The sequence below is a fragment of the Cupriavidus taiwanensis genome (genome assembly GCF_900250115.1).
In the GTDB taxonomy this organism is placed as follows: Bacteria; Pseudomonadota; Gammaproteobacteria; order Burkholderiales; family Burkholderiaceae; genus Cupriavidus; species Cupriavidus taiwanensis_B.
Map to the genome: position 1 here is coordinate 1,582,937 of NZ_LT984803.1, position 14,073 is coordinate 1,597,009.

Genomic DNA, 14,073 nt, shown 5'->3' on the forward strand with positions numbered 1-14,073 from the left:
ATGCGCGGAAAATTCATTACCTTCGAGGGCATCGACGGCGCCGGCAAGAGCACCCACATCGACTGGGTCGCCGACCGCCTGCGCGCGCGCGCCGACATCGCCGGGGTCGTCACCACGCGCGAGCCCGGCGGCACGTCGCTGGGCGAAGACCTGCGCCAGATCCTGCTGCATCGCAAGATGCACCTGGAAACCGAGGCGCTGCTGATGTTCGCGGCGCGGCGCGAGCATATCGCCGAAGTCATCGCCCCGGCGCTGGAGCGCGGAAAGTGGGTCATTTCCGACCGGTTCACCGATGCCACCTTTGCCTACCAGGGCGGCGGCCGGGGCCTCGCCACCGGCCGGCTCGAAGTGCTGGAAAGCTGGGTCCAGGGCGGCCTGCAGCCGGACCTGACGCTGCTGTTCGACGTGCCGCTGGAAACCGCCAGCGCGCGCCTGGCCGCGGCGCGCATGCCGGACAAGTTCGAGGCCGAGTCGCGCGCCTTCTTCCAGCGCACCCGCGATGAGTACCTGCGCCGCGCGGCGCAGTCGCCGCAGCGCTTCCGCGTCATCGACGCCACGCGCAGCATTGCCGATATTCGCGACGAACTTGAGAAGATCCTCGCAACTATCTGATTGGCCGGCATTTTCAGCCGGCGTCACGGCAATATTCAGTCAGTACTCGAAGTTTGACCGCTAACCTGTTGATTTACATGCTATATCCCTGGCAGAACGAAGACTGGAAACGGCTCGGCGCGCTGCGCGCGCGGCTGCCGCATGCCTTGCTGATCCACGGCCAGCAAGGCATCGGCAAGCGCGACCTGGCGCTGCATTTCGCCCAGGGGCTGCTGTGCGAGGCGCCGCTGGCGGACGGCCAGCCCTGCGGCCAGTGCGCCGCCTGCCACTGGTTCACCCAGGGCAACCATCCGGACTTCACCGTGGTTCGGCCCGAGGCCCTCGACGCTTCGGCCGAGGCGGAAACCGACGAAGGCGGCAAGAAGAAGGCCCCCAGCAAGATCATCCGCATGGAGCAGGTGCGCGCGCTGATCGAGGCCGTCGGGGTGGGCACGCACCGCGCCGGGCTGCGCGTGGTGGTGGTCTATCCGCTCGACGCGCTGCAGGCCGAGGGCGCCAACGCCTTGCTCAAGACGCTGGAAGAACCGCCGCCGTCGACGGTGTTCCTGCTGGTGACCGACCGCCTCGACCGCATCCTGCCGACCATCCTGTCGCGCTGCCGCCAGTTCCCGGCCCAGCGGCCGACGCCCGAGGCCGCATTGGCGTGGCTGCGCGGCCAGGGCGTGGCGGATGCCGAGGCCCAGCTGGCGCTGGCCGGCGGCTCGCCGCTGACCGCGCTGCACGCCGCGGAGGCGGAAGAGCAGCCGCTGCAGCGCTGGCTGGTCGGCCAGCTCGGCGCCGCAGCCGCGTTCGATCCCGCCGCGGCGGCCGAGCAACTGCAGAAGCTGCCGGTGCCCGCCGTGCTTGGCATCCTGCAGCGCTGGACGTACGATCTGCTGGCGCTGCGCCTGGATGGCGGTGCCACGCCGCGGTACTTCCCCAGGGAGCGGGCCGTGCTGGTGCGCTGCGCCGGCGCCACCGACGCGCACGGCCTGCAGGCGTTTGCCGCACGCCTGAACGCGCATCGCCGCAGCGAGAACCATCCGCTGGCGGCGCGGCTGGTGATGGAAGCGGTATTCCTGGAGTACCGGCAACTGTTCCGCTAGCGCGGCAGGTCGCCGGAGCCAGGCCATAACAACAAGCAGCACGGTCATTACTCAGGGGGTCAACCATGAACACTGCAGTCGCCGGCCCGGAGCCGGCCGCGCCGGGGTTTGGCAACGCAACGGGCAGCGGGGCGGCATCGCGCCCCAACGTGCTGTCGCTGTCGATCAAGGACCAGGCCGGGCTGTACGCGGCCTATATGCCGTTCCTGGCGCGCGGCGGCATCTTCGTGCCGTCGAACCGGCCGTTCCGGCTGGGCGAGCAGGTGTTCCTGGTATTGTCGCTGCTGGACCGGCCGCAGAAGTACCAGATCGCGGGCCACGTGGCATGGATCACGCCCGCCGGCACGCCGATGAAGACGCCGGGGGTCGGCGTGCACCTGCCCGACGACGAAAACGGGCGCAACCTGCGGCGCGCCGTGGAAGAAATCCTGGGCAAGATGCTGGAGTCCGGGCGCCCCACCCAAACCTTATGAACGTTGCGAGGATTCGCTCGCAACCTTTTGATTCTCGATGAATTTTTCGCTGCGTATTGCCGAGCCCCGCGACCTGCCGGGCATCGTCGCCATCTACAACAGCACCGTGGCTTCGCGCATGGTCACCGCCGATACCGAGCCCGTCACCGTGGCCTCGCGCCAGGCCTGGTTCGACGCCCACCAGCCCGGGCGCCGTCCGCTGTGGGTGTGCGAAGATGCTGACGGCAGCATGGCCGGCTGGATGAGCTTTTCCGACTTCTACGGGCGCCCGGCCTACGGCGCCACCGCCGAGGTGTCGATCTACCTCGACGCGCAGCGGCGCGGCCAGGGCCTGGGGCGCTACCTGCTGCAGCAGGCCATCGAGCACGCGCCCGCGGTCGGGGTGAACACGCTGCTGGGCTTTATCTTCGGCCACAACGCGCCCAGCCTGGGCCTGTTCGCGGCGCTGGGCTTCACGCGCTGGGGCAACCTGCCGCGCGTCGCCGTGCTCGACGGCGTCGAGCGCGACCTGATCATCGTCGGTCGCCGCGTGGACGCGGCCTGAGGGGCCCGACCAAGGGCCCAACCGAGGGCCCAACCAAGGACCAACCGAGGGCCAATTGAGCACCAGCTGAAGGCCGCACCAGAGAATTCCCATGTTTGTCGATTCCCACTGCCATATCGATTTCCCCGAACTGGCCGCGCGCCTGCCGGAACTGCTCGAGAACATGCGCGCCAACCAGGTCACGCATGCGTTGTGCATCTCGGTCACGCTGGAAGATTTCCCGCGCGTGCTGGCGCTGGCCGAGCAGCATCCCAACCTCTACGCGTCGGTCGGCGTGCATCCGGACTATGAAGAAGGCGAAGACCCGACCCTGGAGCGGCTGGTGGCGCTGTCCGCCCACCCGCGCGTGGTCGGCACCGGCGAGACCGGGCTGGACTACTACCGGCTGAACGGCCGCAGCATCGCCGAGATGGAATGGCAGCGCGAACGCTTCCGCACCCATATCCGCGCCGCGCGCCAGACCGGCAAGCCGCTGATCATCCATACCCGTTCCTCGGCAGATGACACCTTGCGGCTGATGCGCGAGGAAAACGCGGGCGAAGCCGGCGGCGTGATGCACTGCTTTACCGAAACCTGGGAAGTCGCCCGCCAGGCGCTCGACCAGGGCTTCCATATCTCGTTTTCCGGCATCGTCACCTTCAAGAGCGCGGCGGAGCTGCAGGAAACCGCGCGCAGGGTGCCGCTGGACCGCATGCTGATCGAGACCGATTCCCCCTACCTGGCACCAGTGCCGTACCGCGGCAAGACCAACGAGCCGGCCTGGGTGCGCCATGTGGGCGCGTTCATCGCGCAGCTGCGCGGCCTCCCGGTGGAGCAGGTGGCGGAACAGACGACGGAAAATTTCTTTAATCTATTCACGCACATTGACAGGAAATCTCATGGTTGACATGAAGTTTGTCCGCCGTGCCGTTGGCGCGGTCGCGCTGGCCGCCGCCGCGCTTGCGCAGGCCGCCCCGGCCGACGACATGCGCAAGGCGGTGGAATTCGACGACGCCAATACCGTCAAGAAGCTGCTGGCCAGGGGCGTCGACCCCAATGTGGTCGACAACCGCGGCAACCCGGCGCTGGTGCTGGCGCTGCGCGAGAAGTCGCTGAAGGCCGCCACGGTGCTGATCCGCGCCAAGGACATCGATTTCGACAAGGCCAACCCGGCCGGCGAAACCCCGCTGATGATGGCGGCGCTGCAGGGCCAGCTCGACATGGTCAAGCTGATGGTCGACGACATGGAGGCCGAGATCAACAAGACCGGCTGGGCCCCGCTGCACTATGCCGCCACCAACGGCCACAACGACGTGGTCAAGTACCTGGTCGACCATGCCGCGTATATCGACGCCGAAAGCCCCAACGGCACCACGCCGCTGATGATGGCCGCGCGCGGCGGCCATATCGAGACCGTCAAGCTGCTGCTGGACGAAGGCGCCGACATGCGCCTGAAGAACCAGCAGGGCATGACCGCGATCGATTTTGCCGAGCGCTACAACCAGGCCGAGATCGCCAGCGGGCTGAAGGCGCGCTGGCAGAAGCTGTATCCGCAGGCGCCGATCGTGCCGGCGCCGCCGCTCAAGCCGCCCGTCGCCGAGCCCGGCGGCCAGCGGCCCGCGGCGCCGCAAGGCAAGGGCTGGTAAGCCGGCGCGGCGGCGATGGCGAGCGGCTCGCGCCTGCGCCAGTGGGCGCGCCGGCTCAAGGGCAGCCTGCTGATGCTGTGGTTCTGCAGCCGCCACCCCGGCACGCCGTGGGCGGCGCGGCTGCTGGGCGCGCTGGTGGTGGCCTATGCCTTCAGCCCGATCGACCTGATCCCGGATTTCATCCCGGTGCTCGGCTATCTGGATGACGTGCTGCTGGTCCCGCTGGGAATCTGGCTCACGCTGCGGATGATTCCCGTCGCGGTCAGGGACGAATGCCGCGACCGCGCCGACGCCTGGCAGGCCACCCACGCGCAACGGCCGCGCAATCGCGCGGCCGCCGTGGTCATCGTGCTGGTGTGGGTGGTGCTTGCCTGGCTGGCGTGGCGCTGGCTGGCGCCGCACTGGCGCCAGCCCTAGGCATCGTCGGCGAGCCGCACGCCGGTGAACTGCCAGCGCTGGTGCGGATAGAAGAAGTTGCGGTAGGTCGCGCGGATATGCGATTCGGGGGTGACGCAGGAACCGCCGCGCAGCACCATCTGGCCGCTCATGAACTTGCCGTTGTACTCGCCCACCGCGCCCGGGTTGGGGCGGAAGCCGGGATAGGGCAGGAAGGCGCTGGCGGTCCATTCCCATACGTCGCCGAACATCTGGCGCAGCACGCCGGCGGTGTTCTGCCGGTCGGGCAGCGGCCGCAGCGCGCGCCCCTCGACGAAATTCCCGGTGGCCGGCAGGCGGCTGGCGGCATGTTCCCATTCCGCCTCGGTCGGCAGCCGGCGCTCGGCCCAGCGGGCGAACGCGTCGGCCTCATAGAAGCTGAGGTGGGTCACCGGGCTGTCCGGGTCGACCGGGTGCATGCCGCGCAGCGTCATCTGCCACCAGGTGCCGTCGCGCTCTTCCCAGTAGAGCGGCGCCTGGATGCCTTGCTCGCCGACCCAGCGCCAGCCGTCGGACAGCCACAGCCCGGCGCTCTGGTAGCCGCCATCCTCGATGAACTCGAACCATTGCCGGTTGCTGACGGGGTGCGAGCACAGCGTGAAGGGATGCAGGTAGGCCTTGTGGCGCGGTCCTTCGCAATCGAAGGCGAAGCTCTCGCCGCGGTGGCCGATTTCGACCAGCCCGCCGTCGAAGCCGATCCAGTCCGGCGCGGGGCGCGGGTCGGCAATGACCGGCGCGGGCAGCTCCGGGGCAAAGGCGGGGCGCAGCGGGTTCTGCGCGAACAGATGCAGCACGTCGGTCAGCAGCAGCTCCTGGTGCTGCTGTTCATGCTGCAGGCCGAGCGTGATCAGCGCGGCTTCGCCATCGGTCTGCGCGCTGCCCAGCAGCGACAGCATCGCTTCGTCGACGGCCTCGCGATAGGCCAGCACTTCGTCCAGCGACGGCCGCGTCAGCAGGCCGCGCTGCGGGCGCGGATGGCGCGCGCCGACCGCTTCATAGTAAGAGTTGAAGAGATAGCGGTAGGCCGGGTCGACCGGCTCGTAGTCCGGCAGGCGCGCGGCCAGCACGAATTCCTCGAAGAACCACGTGGTGTGCGCCAGGTGCCATTTTGCCGGGCTGGCGTCGTCCATGGACTGCACGGTGGCATCGGCATCGGACAGGTCGGCCACCAGGGTCTCGGTGGCGGCGCGTACGTGCCGGTACTGCGAAAGCAGGGCGGGTTCGTGCGGCGGATGGAGGGCGGCTCCTGGCAACAGGGCTGAAGTCATGCGGGCTCCCGGGTTGGATCGGTCGATGACTGCAGGCGGTGCACTGCCGCGGCCAGGGGCCGTGGCCGCGCGCCGCCCATGGCACGCGGGGCGCCGTAGCGCCCCGAACCATCATAGACCCGATCCGGTCCCGCGGCGAGCCGGCGCCGTCCTACAGCGCCGGCCCGGTCCCCGTGGCTTCAGTCGGCTTCAGTCGGCGTCAGGCCGCCAGGCGGCTGGCGTCGTTCAGCGCCGCGATCTCGGTGCGGGCGCTGGCCAGGCCGGCTTCGCGGAACTGCGGCCCCATCGCCAGGCCGTGGGCGCGCACGTAGGTGATGTCGGTGATGCCCAGGAAGCGGAACACGACATCGACGGTCTTTTCGTGCAGGTCCAGCTCGCTGGCATCCTGGCGCACGCCGCCACGCGACGACACCACGATCACGCGCTTGCCGCCGGCCAGGCCGACCGGGCCGTTCTCGGTGTACTTGAAAGTACGGCCAGCCTGCGCGATGCGGTCGATCCAGGCCTTGAGCTGGCTGGGGATGCTGAAGTTGTACTGCGGCACGCCCACCACCAGCACGTCGGCAGCCAGGAACTCGGCCAGCCACTGCTCGGTGCGCTGCAGCTCGGCTTGCTGCACGGCGTCGAGGCCGTCCTTGGGCCCGCCCAGCACGGGCAGCAGGTTGCCGGAGAGGTGCGCCGGTGCATCCTGGTCCAGGTCGCGCACGGTGACGACGGCGCCGGGGTTGGCGGCGACCAGGTCGGCCACCACGCTGGCGGTCAGGCTGCGCGAAACGGAGTTGTCGCCGAGGACGCTGGAATCGATCTGCAGGATGTTCATGTCTATCTCCACAAGGGTGCGGTTGCGATGGAGGAAAGATAGCGGCTGGCCATTGGTATCGGTAGTGAGGCAAAATGCAAATGATTGTTCTACCGATGCAACGCCATTGCGGGCGGCATCCGCGCCGGGCCGCGGGCCGTCCGGGTGACTCCGGAGCCCTCCATGCAAGACCTCAATGACCTGTCGCTGTTTGCCCAAGTGGTCGAGCACGGCAGTTTCTCGGCCGCCAGCCGCGCCACCGGCGTGCCCAAGTCGCGCCTGAGCCGGCGCATCGCCCAGCTCGAGCGCGACCTCGGGGTCCAGCTGCTGCGGCGGACCACGCGCCAGGTGCGCGTGACTCCGCTGGGGGAATCCTTCTACGAGCGCTGCCGCGCCATGCTCAACGAGGCCGCGGCGGCGCGCGAGGTCATCGAGCAGGCGCGCGAGCAGCCCGGCGGCACGCTGCGGGTGAGCTGCCCGATCGCGATCGCGCAGATCCTGCTGGCGCCGGCGATCGGCCATTTCATGCGGGCCAACCCGGCGGTGCGGATCGAACTGGAAACCACCAACCGGCGCGTCGACGTGATCGGCGAGGGCTTCGACCTGGCGCTGCGCGTGCGCGAGGTGATGGAAGACTCCAGCCTGGCGGTGCGCACCTTTGGCGAAAGCGAACTGATGCTGGTGGCCAGCCCGGCGCTGCTCGACAGCATCGGCCGGCCACGCACGCCGCAGGCGCTCGACGGCATGCCCGGCGTCGGCCAGCAGCCGCACGACGGCAAGCATGCCTGGATCCTGCGCTGCAAGAGCGGCGACTCGATCCAGATCGCCTACGATCCGCGCCTGGTCACCGACGAGTTCGCGCTGCTGCGCGAGGCCGCCATCGCCGGCGTCGGCGTCGCCATGCTGCCGCGCATGTTCTGCCGCGAGGCGCTGGAGAACGGCGAGCTGGAACTGGTGCTGCCGCAGTACGACATGCCGGTCGGGACGTTGCACGCCGTGTTCCCGTCGCGCAAGGGCGTCACGCCGGCCACCCGGCGCTTCCTCGACTTCCTCGGCGAGGTATTGCCCGAGTGCGCGCACAAGGTCGGCATGCAGGAGCCCCGGCCGCCGTCGATGCACCGGGTGGTGTAGCGCCGGCCGCCCGCGCGCATTTGCGGCTTTACGTTCACGCCGCCCCGAACTAAGGTACAGGGGGCGAACTTTGCGCGTGAGGGTAAAGGCGCATGGATCGACGACCAATACGCAGACAACGGCAAGGAGAATGGCCATGGCTGGCTCTCAGGATTCCCAGGACTTGGGCAAGGCGCTGCTGCGCATCGTGCTTGGCGTGCTTATCCTGATGCACGGCATCGCCAAGCTGACCGGCGATTCCGGCATCGGCTTCGTGTCGAAGCTGGTCGCTGACGTCGGCTTGCCGGCCTGGGTGGCCTACGGCGTCTACATCGGCGAAGTGGTGGCGCCGATCCTGCTGATCATCGGGCTGTGGAGCCGGCTGGCGGCGCTGGTCGTGGCCATCAACATGCTGTTCGCAGTGGCGCTGGTGCACACCAAGGAGCTCGCCATGCTGTCCAAGACCGGCGGCTGGGCCCTGGAGCTGCAGGGCATGTTCCTGGGCGCGGCGCTGGCGGTGGCCCTGCTGGGGGCGGGCAGGTTCAGCGTGGGCGGCATCAACGGCAAGCTCAACTAGTGCCTCCCGCGGCGGCGCGGCACGGCGCGCCGCCGTCAATTCCTGGAGATGTATCGTGAATGCGTTCCGGCAATTCTTCCCGGTGGCGGTCCCGGTGGCGGCCGCGGCGCTGCTGCTGTGGGGCTGCGCCAGCGTGCCCGACATCAAGACCGACTATAACCGCGCCACGGACTTCAGCGCCTACCGCACCTTCGGCTTCGTCGAGCGTCCCGGCACCGACCGCGCGGGCTATGAAAGCCTGACCACCCAGTACTTCAAGACCGCGGTCGAGCGCGAACTGGGCGCGCGCGGCTACCGCTACGCGGCGCAGTCGCCGGACCTGCTGGTCAACTTCAATGCCAGGCTGCAGGAAAAGGTGGAGGTCAGCCCGGCCCCCGCGCCGATGATGGGCTATTACGGCTATCGCGGCGGGCTGTATGCGCCGTGGCCGGGGTATGGCTTCTATAACGACGTGTACCGCTACACCGAGGGCACCGTGAACATCGACCTGGTCGACCGGCGCCAGATGAAACTGGTGTGGGAAGGCGTGGCGGTCGGCAGCGTCGACACCAGCGACAAGGCCAGCGCCCAGCAGCGCATCGACAAGACAGTGGCGCAGATCTTCGCCAAGTATCCGTTCCGGGCCGGGCAGTAAGGCTGGTGGCGGCGCCGCTCAGGCCGGTGGCGTGGCCGCCGCGCGCTCGATGGCGTCGGCGACGAAGGCCTCGGCCGGTCTGGGCGCCGACCACAGGTAGCCCTGGCCCAGTGGGCAGCCCAGTGCCCGCAGCGCGGCGCGCTGGGCCTCGGTCTCGACGCCCTCGGCCACGCACTCCAGCCCCAGCTCCCGCGCCAGGCCGATCATGCTGCGGCAGATCGTGGCGCGCTGGCCGTGCCGGTCGACTTCGGCGACGAACCAGCGGTCGACTTTCAGTTGCGTAAACGGCAGGTCCGCCAGCAGCTTGAGCGTGGCGATGCCCACGCCGAAATCGTCGATCGCCACGCCATAGCCGAGCAGCCGCAGCCGGTTCAGCGCCACCGACAGCGCCAGCGTGTCGGGCACCGGGCAGCTTTCAGTCAGCTCCACCGTCAGCGCCTGCCGCGGCACGCCGCTGGCTGCCACCAGCGCATCGAACGATTCCAGCACGCCCGGCCGGCACAGCGTCTGCGCCGACGCGTTGAGGCCCAGCGCAATTTCGACCCCGGCGGCACGCAGGCGCTGCAGCGCCGCCAGGCACTGCCGCGCGACCAGGAAGAACACCCGGTCGGCCGCGTCCATGGCCTCGAGCTGCGGAATGAACTGGTCGGGTGGCACCAGCCCATGCTCTGGATGGCGCCAGCGCACCAGCGCTTCGGCCCCGGCCAGGCGGCCGCTGGCAAGGTCGTGCTGGGGCTGCAGCATGACCAGCAGGTCCGCGCCGGCCCGGGTCGCGGCGAGCAGTTCCTCGGCGTCGGGCGTCCAGGCGGGCACGCCCGCCGCGGTATCCTGGCGCACCAGGGCGTCGGCCAGGATCACTTCGAGCGCGTCAGGCGACAGCGGCTTGCGCAGCGCGTGCACGCGCGGGATGCCGGCGGCATGCGCCAGGCCGCGATTGGAATCGAGGATGTCTTCGGCCAGCGCCGTGACCCAGACCCAGACCGGCGGCGCGCCGGCAAAGGCGCGCGGGCCGCGCCGGTGCAGTTCGGCGATCAGCTCGGGGCCGTTGCAGCCGGGCATTTCGATGTCGCACAGCACCACGTCGAATGGCTCGCGCGCCAGCAGCTCGGCCGCCTGCGTGCCGTCGTGCGCGCTGGCCAGGGCCTGCACGCCGACATGGCGCAGCAGCCCCTCGGCGGCGGCGCGCTGGAACGGGTGGTCTTCGACGACGAGGATGCGCAGCCTGGCGTAGTGGATTGGCATGGAGCGTGGGCAGAAGGGCAGCGCGGCGCGTCGCCGCCATGCGCGGCGAGCGGGTTTGCCGAATGGTAGCGCGGCGCGGCTGCGCCAGGCGCCGGCGGCGTCATGGCATGGGCGTGAAGATGCCCGCGATCGCCCTGCCATCGTTGCGCAATGGCGTTGAAACCGCGCCGCGTTACGAATATTTGCGCTTTCCGATTCAATCGCCGACTGCCATAACCGCTACAATCGCTGCCCGGTGTTTTGAAGATGGCATGTCGATAATGGGTTTGGGCTGGTTCGGGTTTTCGACTTTCTGGATAGTACCGCTGCTGTGGCGGCTGGTGACGCGCTGGCTGGCCGGCGAGCGGCGCCTGGCCGGGCCCGGCTCGCTGCGCGTGTGGCTGGGCACGCTGGCCGTGCTGTGCGCGAGCGCCAGCCTGGAGGCACTGACCAGCGGCGCGGATCCGGAATCGACCGCCGGCGGCGGCGTCGGCCGCGCGCTGGCCGGCGGCTTCGGCAACCTGTTCGGCTGGACCGGCGCCCTGCTGCTGATGCTGGGCGTGCTGGCGCTGGCCGCGCCGATGGTGTTCGGCGAGACCTGGCGCAGCCTGTTCGCGCGCAAGCCGCGCCGTGCCGCCGCGCCCCCCGCGGCGCCGGAAGAGGCGCCGGTGTCCTTCGCCGCCACCCAGCCGCTGCGCGAGGCCGAGCGTCGCGACGCACCGGCAGCCGGCCACGCCGGCTGGACTGCGCCCGCGCCGCGCCATCGCAGTTTTGAAGCCGTCTCCGCGCGCCGCCAGCCGGCCTGGCAGCCGCCGCGCCGCACCCGCGAATCGCCGCCGCAGCCCGGTGAAATCTGGCTGCATCATGCCGACGCGCCGGGCGCGCCCAAGCCCGTGCGCGCGCCGCAGCCAGCACCGGCCGCCGCCGCGCCGGCAACGCGTTCCGCCCAGCCCGCGACACGCAAGCCGGTCGCCGCCGCGCCCGCACCGGCTTCCACACCGGTTTGCGCACCGCGGCCGGCACAGCCGTTGCGCGGCACCGTGGTCAGCAGCCCGTTCCGCCAGCCGCAGCCGCTGGTCCGTTCGGCAATCACGACGCTGCCGGTAGCGTCCGCGCAGCCCGCCGCCGCAGCGGTGCCGACCGCCGCCGCCACTGCCACCGCCACCGCCACCGCAGCGGTTGGGATGGCTGTCGCCACGCCGGCGGCCGCGCGTGCCGAACAGCATGCGATCGCACCGGCGCAGGCCATCGCCGCGCCCGAGACAGAGCCGTCGCCCGAGCCGACGCCCGAGCCGACGCCCGAGCCGACGCCCGAGCCGGAAATCGTGATGGCGGCGCCGGCCACCCCATCCGCTCCGGTGGACGACGCTGTCGCCGCCGTCCCGGCCGAGCCCCTTGCGCTGGATGGCGATGCCCCATCGCTTGACGCGATCCGGCAGGAAGCGCTCGACCTGCTGGCCGAATTGAAGGCGCTGGCGGGCAAGTCCGCGGCCATGCAGGCTGCCGCTCCGGCATCGGACCAGGTGCCCGAGGCCATGCCCGATGCGGCCGCAGTCCTGGCCGTCGACGCAAGCGCTGCAGAGCCCGCCCCGGTTGCGATACAGCCGCTGGCTGACATTGCGGTGGAAACCCCCATCGAGGCTGTGGCTGAAGCGCTGCTGGCCGACGTGCCGGCTAGCACGAGCGCGACCGCGCCGGCAAGCGAAGCAAGCGAGCCTGATAACTGCGCCGACGCCGTGGCCCACGCCGTGGCAAGTTCCGCGATGGAGGAGGGCGGCGAGTCCGGGTCCATGGCGCTGGCGCCGGCAGACGAGGCCGGCACGGAAAGCGCCCTGATGGATGGCAACGGCCTGGTGGGCGAGGTCGAGCCGGAGGACTTGCCGGCCCTCGACGCAGCCGACGCCGAGACTGTCGCAGCCGTCGCCGAAACCGTCGCCGAAACCGACGCCGAGACCGACGCCGAAACCGCCGCCGAAACCGTGGCCGTCGAGCCTGCCGCATCCACTGAAACCCGGACCCCGGTCGAAGCCGAGCCGGCCAGCGCGCCGCCCGCGCCGCCAGCCAAGCCCCGCATCGTGCTGCCCGCCGTGGTCGGCCGCACCGTGCCGCTGGCGGCCGCGACGCAGCCTGCCGCCGCCCCGGCGCCCGCACCGGTGGCGCCACCGCCGCCGCGCCCGGCGGTCGACTACCGCCTGCCGCCGGCGGACCTGCTCGAGCGCGAAGTCGACAGCGCCGAGCAGGTGTCGGAAGAACGCCTGCGCGAAACCGGCGAACTGATCGCCCAGCGGCTGGCCGAGTTCAAGGTGCCGGTCGCCGTGGTCGGCGCCGGCGCCGGCCCCGTCATCACCCGCTTCGAGGTCGAGCCCGCCATGGGCGTGCGCGGCGCGCAGGTGGTGGGGCTGATGAAGGACCTTGCGCGCGCGCTGGGCGTGACTTCGATCCGCGTGGTCGAGACCATCCCCGGCAAGACCTGCATGGGGCTGGAGTTGCCCAATGCGCGCCGCCAGATGATCCGGCTGTCCGAGATCGTCAACGCCGCCTCGTTCCAGGCGCATCACTCGCGGCTGGTGCTGGCGATGGGCAAGGACATCACCGGCCATCCCGTGGTGACCGACCTGGCCCGCGCGCCGCACCTGCTGGTGGCCGGCACCACCGGCTCGGGCAAGTCGGTGGCGGTCAACGCCATGATCCTGTCGATGCTGTACAAGGCCACGCCGGAAGATGTGCGCCTGATCATGATCGACCCGAAGATGCTGGAGCTGTCGGTCTACGAGGGCATTCCGCACCTGCTGGCGCCGGTGGTCACCGACATGAAGCAGGCCGCGCACGCGCTCAACTGGTGCGTCGGCGAAATGGAAAAGCGCTACAAGCTGATGTCGGCGCTGGGGGTGCGCAACCTGGCCGGCTACAACCAGAAGATCCGCGCCGCCGAGGCCGCGGGGCAGAAGGTGCCCAACCCGTTCTCGCTGACGCCGGACGCGCCCGAGCCGCTGTCGCGCCTGCCGATGATCGTGGTGGTGATCGATGAGCTCGCCGACCTGATGATGGTCGCCGGCAAGAAGATCGAGGAACTGATCGCGCGCCTGGCGCAGAAGGCGCGCGCCGCCGGCATCCACCTGATCCTGGCCACGCAGCGCCCCTCGGTCGACGTGATCACGGGCCTGATCAAGGCCAATATCCCCACGCGCGTGGCGTTCCAGGTCTCGTCCAAGATCGATTCGCGCACCATCCTCGACCAGATGGGCGCCGAGAGCCTGCTCGGCCAGGGCGACATGCTGTTCCTGCCGCCGGGCACCGGCTATCCGCAGCGCGTGCATGGCGCCTTTGTCGCCGACGACGAAGTGCACCGCGTGGTCGAGCACTGGAAGCAGTTCGGCGAGCCCGACTACGATGACGCCATCCTCGCCGGCGACCCGGCCGAGGCCGGCGGCGCCGACCTGTTCGGCGACGGCGGTGGCGGCGATGGCGAGGCCGACCCGCTCTACGACGAGGCCGCCAGCTTCGTGCTGACCAGCCGCCGCGCCTCGATCTCGGCGGTGCAGCGCCAGCTGCGCATCGGCTACAACCGCGCGGCGCGGCTGATCGAGCAGATGGAGGTCGCCGGACTGGTCTCGCCGATGGGCCGCAACGGCGCGCGCGACGTGCTCGCGCCCGGGCCGGCGGAATAACGCAACGTTACCTTCGGGAGGC

The 14,073-nt window shown here is 70.2% G+C and carries 14 protein-coding genes; 11 read left to right on the top strand and 3 right to left on the bottom strand.

The window, feature by feature from the left end; all coding sequences use genetic code 11:
- The 7 genes from tmk to CBM2586_RS07635 all read left to right on the top strand — a co-directional run bounded on the left by tmk (position 1) and on the right by CBM2586_RS07635 (position 4,756).
- Positions 1 to 612 (top strand): dTMP kinase, encoded by a 612-nt coding sequence (gene tmk / locus CBM2586_RS07605; protein WP_115662168.1) that lies wholly within the window; start codon positions 1 to 3, stop codon positions 610 to 612.
- Positions 613 to 689: 77 nt separating this feature from the next.
- Complete coding sequence (locus CBM2586_RS07610) at positions 690 to 1,697, top strand: DNA polymerase III subunit delta' (RefSeq protein WP_115687152.1); 1,008 nt, start codon at positions 690 to 692, stop codon at positions 1,695 to 1,697.
- A 65-nt stretch (positions 1,698 to 1,762) separates the two neighbouring features.
- Complete coding sequence (locus CBM2586_RS07615) at positions 1,763 to 2,170, top strand: PilZ domain-containing protein (protein WP_115662166.1); 408 nt, start codon at positions 1,763 to 1,765, stop codon at positions 2,168 to 2,170.
- 37 nt (positions 2,171 to 2,207) lie between these two features.
- A complete protein-coding gene (locus tag CBM2586_RS07620) occupies positions 2,208 to 2,714 on the top strand; it encodes a GNAT family N-acetyltransferase (protein ID WP_115687153.1) in 507 nt (168 codons plus the stop codon).
- A 91-nt stretch (positions 2,715 to 2,805) separates the two neighbouring features.
- Complete coding sequence (locus CBM2586_RS07625; RefSeq protein WP_115687154.1) at positions 2,806 to 3,600, top strand: TatD family hydrolase; 795 nt, start codon at positions 2,806 to 2,808, stop codon at positions 3,598 to 3,600.
- Positions 3,593 to 4,339 carry an ankyrin repeat domain-containing protein gene (locus tag CBM2586_RS07630; protein ID WP_115687155.1) on the top strand — a complete coding sequence of 249 codons (747 nt, stop codon included), beginning with the start codon at positions 3,593 to 3,595 and terminating at the stop codon, positions 4,337 to 4,339. Before CBM2586_RS07625 ends, CBM2586_RS07630 begins: the two co-directional genes overlap by 8 nt.
- Positions 4,340 to 4,354: 15 nt before the next feature.
- On the top strand, positions 4,355 to 4,756 hold the full coding sequence (locus tag CBM2586_RS07635; RefSeq protein WP_115687156.1) for a YkvA family protein: 402 nt from the start codon (positions 4,355 to 4,357) through the stop codon (positions 4,754 to 4,756).
- Here CBM2586_RS07635 and egtB read toward each other — a convergent pair.
- Positions 4,753 to 6,042 carry an ergothioneine biosynthesis protein EgtB gene (gene egtB / locus CBM2586_RS07640; RefSeq protein ID WP_115662161.1) on the bottom strand — a complete coding sequence of 430 codons (1,290 nt, stop codon included), beginning with the start codon at positions 6,040 to 6,042 and terminating at the stop codon, positions 4,753 to 4,755. The genes CBM2586_RS07635 and egtB overlap by 4 nt on opposite strands.
- A 199-nt stretch (positions 6,043 to 6,241) precedes the next feature.
- Positions 6,242 to 6,862: an FMN-dependent NADH-azoreductase gene (locus tag CBM2586_RS07645; RefSeq protein ID WP_115662160.1), complete on the bottom strand. Its 621-nt coding sequence runs from the start codon at positions 6,860 to 6,862 to the stop codon at positions 6,242 to 6,244.
- A gap of 162 nt (positions 6,863 to 7,024) precedes the next feature.
- Between CBM2586_RS07645 and CBM2586_RS07650 the strand changes: the two genes are divergently transcribed.
- From CBM2586_RS07650 to CBM2586_RS07660, 3 genes are all read left to right on the top strand, one after another.
- Positions 7,025 to 7,972: a LysR family transcriptional regulator gene (locus tag CBM2586_RS07650; RefSeq protein WP_115687157.1), complete on the top strand. Its 948-nt coding sequence runs from the start codon at positions 7,025 to 7,027 to the stop codon at positions 7,970 to 7,972.
- Between the two features lie 136 nt (positions 7,973 to 8,108).
- Entirely contained in the window at positions 8,109 to 8,528 is a 420-nt protein-coding gene (locus CBM2586_RS07655) for a DoxX family protein (RefSeq protein ID WP_115662158.1), read from the top strand.
- A 55-nt stretch (positions 8,529 to 8,583) separates the two neighbouring features.
- The gene (locus CBM2586_RS07660) at positions 8,584 to 9,162 is read left to right on the top strand and encodes a DUF4136 domain-containing protein (protein ID WP_231942481.1); all 579 of its coding nucleotides are present in this window, start codon (positions 8,584 to 8,586) and stop codon (positions 9,160 to 9,162) included.
- Positions 9,163 to 9,180: 18 nt separating this feature from the next.
- On the opposite strand, the gene CBM2586_RS07665 is transcribed toward CBM2586_RS07660, so the two are convergent.
- Complete coding sequence (locus CBM2586_RS07665; protein ID WP_115687158.1) at positions 9,181 to 10,404, bottom strand: EAL domain-containing response regulator; 1,224 nt, start codon at positions 10,402 to 10,404, stop codon at positions 9,181 to 9,183.
- Between the two features lie 260 nt (positions 10,405 to 10,664).
- Here CBM2586_RS07665 and CBM2586_RS07670 point away from each other — a divergent pair, with 260 nt between their 5' ends.
- Positions 10,665 to 14,051 (top strand): FtsK/SpoIIIE family DNA translocase, encoded by a 3,387-nt coding sequence (locus CBM2586_RS07670; RefSeq protein ID WP_115687159.1) that lies wholly within the window; start codon positions 10,665 to 10,667, stop codon positions 14,049 to 14,051.
- Positions 14,052 to 14,073 lie beyond the last annotated feature (22 nt).

Bases quoted from the DNA above. Each gene is read 5' to 3' on its own strand.
- tmk (WP_115662168.1), top strand. From the start codon at position 1: ATGCGCGGAAAATTCATTACCTTCGAGGGCATCGACGGCGCCGGCAAG.
- CBM2586_RS07610 (WP_115687152.1), top strand. From the start codon at position 690: ATGCTATATCCCTGGCAGAACGAAGACTGGAAACGGCTCGGCGCGCTG.
- CBM2586_RS07615 (WP_115662166.1), top strand. From the start codon at position 1,763: ATGAACACTGCAGTCGCCGGCCCGGAGCCGGCCGCGCCGGGGTTTGGC.
- CBM2586_RS07620 (WP_115687153.1), top strand. From the start codon at position 2,208: ATGAATTTTTCGCTGCGTATTGCCGAGCCCCGCGACCTGCCGGGCATC.
- CBM2586_RS07625 (WP_115687154.1), top strand. From the start codon at position 2,806: ATGTTTGTCGATTCCCACTGCCATATCGATTTCCCCGAACTGGCCGCG.
- CBM2586_RS07630 (WP_115687155.1), top strand. From the start codon at position 3,593: ATGGTTGACATGAAGTTTGTCCGCCGTGCCGTTGGCGCGGTCGCGCTG.
- CBM2586_RS07635 (WP_115687156.1), top strand. From the start codon at position 4,355: ATGGCGAGCGGCTCGCGCCTGCGCCAGTGGGCGCGCCGGCTCAAGGGC.
- egtB (WP_115662161.1), bottom strand. From the start codon at position 6,042: ATGACTTCAGCCCTGTTGCCAGGAGCCGCCCTCCATCCGCCGCACGAA.
- CBM2586_RS07645 (WP_115662160.1), bottom strand. From the start codon at position 6,862: ATGAACATCCTGCAGATCGATTCCAGCGTCCTCGGCGACAACTCCGTT.
- CBM2586_RS07650 (WP_115687157.1), top strand. From the start codon at position 7,025: ATGCAAGACCTCAATGACCTGTCGCTGTTTGCCCAAGTGGTCGAGCAC.
- CBM2586_RS07655 (WP_115662158.1), top strand. From the start codon at position 8,109: ATGGCTGGCTCTCAGGATTCCCAGGACTTGGGCAAGGCGCTGCTGCGC.
- CBM2586_RS07665 (WP_115687158.1), bottom strand. From the start codon at position 10,404: ATGCCAATCCACTACGCCAGGCTGCGCATCCTCGTCGTCGAAGACCAC.
- CBM2586_RS07670 (WP_115687159.1), top strand. From the start codon at position 10,665: ATGGGTTTGGGCTGGTTCGGGTTTTCGACTTTCTGGATAGTACCGCTG.